Annotated in this window: 2 protein-coding genes; both read left to right on the top strand. The window is 66.5% G+C overall.

Going from position 1 to position 2,210, the window contains the following annotated elements; all coding sequences use genetic code 11:
* Window positions 1–97 precede the first annotated feature (97 nt).
* On the top strand, window positions 98–1,342 hold the full coding sequence (gene istA / locus B9C99_RS25425) for an IS21 family transposase (RefSeq protein WP_088899794.1): 1,245 nt from the start codon (window positions 98–100) through the stop codon (window positions 1,340–1,342).
* Window positions 1,342–2,139 (top strand): IS21-like element helper ATPase IstB, encoded by a 798-nt coding sequence (gene istB / locus B9C99_RS25420; RefSeq protein WP_088899793.1) that lies wholly within the window; start codon window positions 1,342–1,344, stop codon window positions 2,137–2,139. Before istA ends, istB begins: the two co-directional genes overlap by 1 nt.
* The last annotated feature ends 71 nt before the right edge of the window (window positions 2,140–2,210 follow it).

Here is a 2,210-nt window from a genome sequence, read left to right as displayed (position 1 = left end):
TGTCGACGGCACGTGAAAACTGACCACGGTATGGCATCTCAATTTTGACCCCCTGACCACCGATCCTGGCTGAAGTCGAGTCAGGAGGGACGAAGGGATGTTGTCCGTGGAAGATTGGGCCGAAATTCGTCGTCTGCATCGCAGCGAGCGGTTGCCGATCAAGGCGATCGCCCGGGTGATGGGGATTTCCCGCAACACCGTCCGCTCGGCACTGGCTGCCGACGGGCCGCCGAAATATCAACGTGCCAAGACCGGCTCGATCGTCGACCCGTTCGAACCCCGCATCCGGGAGCTGCTGCAACAGTTCCCCACGATGCCGGCGACGGTGATCGCCGAACGGATCGGCTGGGACCACTCGATCCGGGTGCTCAGCGGCCGGGTCGCCGAACTGCGTCCGGTCTACCTGCCGCCGGATCCGGCCTCGCGCACTACCTACCAGCCCGGGGAGATCGCCCAGTGTGATTTCTGGTTCCCACCGATCACCCTGCCGGTCGATCACGGTCAGTCCCGGACGTCGACGAAGCTGCCGGTGTTGACGATGACCTGCGGGTATTCGCGCTGGTTGTCGGCGGTGCTGGTGCCCACCCGCGGCGCCGAGGACCTGTTCGCGGGCTGGTGGCAGCTGATCGACCGTCTCGGGGCGGTGCCCCGGGTGCTGGTCTGGGACGGCGAAGGCGCGGTCGGGCGGCGGCGACACCGCCGGACGGAACTGACCCAGGACTGCCAGGGTTTCCGCGGCACTCTCGGGGCGAAGGTGCTGATCTGCAATCCCGGCGATCCGGAGGCCAAGGGCATCATCGAACGCAACCACGACTACCTCGAGACGTCCTTCCTGCCGGGTCGCTCGTTCACCGGTCCGGCCGACTTCAACCGGCAGTTGTCGGCGTGGGTGGCGGTAGCCAATACCCGCCGCAAACGGGTGCTCGGGTGCGCGCCGGCGGACCGGATCGCCGCCGACCGGCACGCGATGCTCCCGCTGCCGCCGGTGCCCCCGGCCACCGGGTGGCGCTTTGCGACCCGGTTGGCCCGTGATCACTACATCCGGCTCGACGCCAACGACTACTCGGTGCATCCGGCGGTGATCGGCCGGCGCATCGAGGTGGCCGCCGACCTGGCACGGGTGCAGGTCCGATGCGAGGGCACCGTCGTCGCCGACCACGTTCGGGCGTGGGCCAAACACCAGACCATCACCGACCCGGAGCACGTCAAAGCTGCTGCGGCCCTGCGCCGGAACCGCATGAGCGTGGTGCACCAGCCGGCCGAGACCGAGGTGCAGATCCGGGCGCTGAGCGACTACGACACCGCCCTGGGCATCGACGACTACGACGGAACGGTGGCGTGATGACGACCCACACCACAGCATCGGATCGGGACCTGACCGCCGAATTGAGCTTTCTCACCCGCGCCTTGAAGGCACCGACCCTGCGCGATGCGGCCGCACGGCTGATCGAGCGGGCCTGCTCCGAGAACTGGACCCACGAAGAGTTCCTGGTGGCGTGCCTGCAGCGGGAGGTCTCGGCACGAGAAAGCCACGGTGGTGAATCGCGGATCCGGTCGGCGCGGTTCCCGGCCCGCAAATCGTTGGAGGAGTTCGACTTCGATCATGCCCGGGGTCTCAAGCGGGAGACGATCGCGCACCTGGGCACGTTGGACTTCGTCACCGCCAAGGACAATGTGGTCTTTCTGGGACCACCGGGCACCGGGAAAACCCATCTGGCGATCGGGATCGCGATCCGGGCCTGTCAGGGCGGGCATCGGGTGTTGTTCGCAACCGCCGCACAGTGGGTGTCCCGGCTCGCCGACGCCCATCACAGCGGCCGGCTCGAAGCCGAGCTGGTCAAGCTCGGTCGTTATCCGTTGCTCGTGGTCGACGAGGTCGGCTACATCCCGTTCGAGGCCGAGGCGGCGAACCTGTTCTTCCAGCTCGTCTCGAGTCGTTACGAGCGTGCCAGTTTGATCATCACCTCCAACAAACCGTTCGGCCGATGGGGTGAGGTCTTCGGTGACGAGGTCGTCGCCGCCGCGATGATCGACCGCCTGGTCCACCACGCCGATGTCATCTCCCTCAAAGGCGACAGTTACCGGCTCAAGGGCCGAGATCTCGGCCGCACTCCTACCGGCCGAACCGCCGAAGATTAACCACCACCACCGACCCAGGGGGGTCAATTTTCAGATGCCGGAAAGGGGTCAAAATTCAGGTGCCGTTGACA

Source organism: Rhodococcus sp. BUPNP1, from assembly GCF_002215235.1.
In the GTDB taxonomy this organism is placed as follows: domain Bacteria; phylum Actinomycetota; class Actinomycetes; order Mycobacteriales; family Mycobacteriaceae; genus Rhodococcus.
Note: the sequence above shows the minus strand (reverse complement) of the source record. Positions and strands in the feature narration are given on the sequence as shown.

What these genes read in the sequence shown, in the direction of transcription:
- istA (WP_088899794.1), top strand. Translation starts at nt 98, where the DNA reads ATGTTGTCCGTGGAAGATTGGGCCGAAATTCGTCGTCTGCATCGCAGC.
- istB (WP_088899793.1), top strand. Translation starts at nt 1,342, where the DNA reads ATGACGACCCACACCACAGCATCGGATCGGGACCTGACCGCCGAATTG.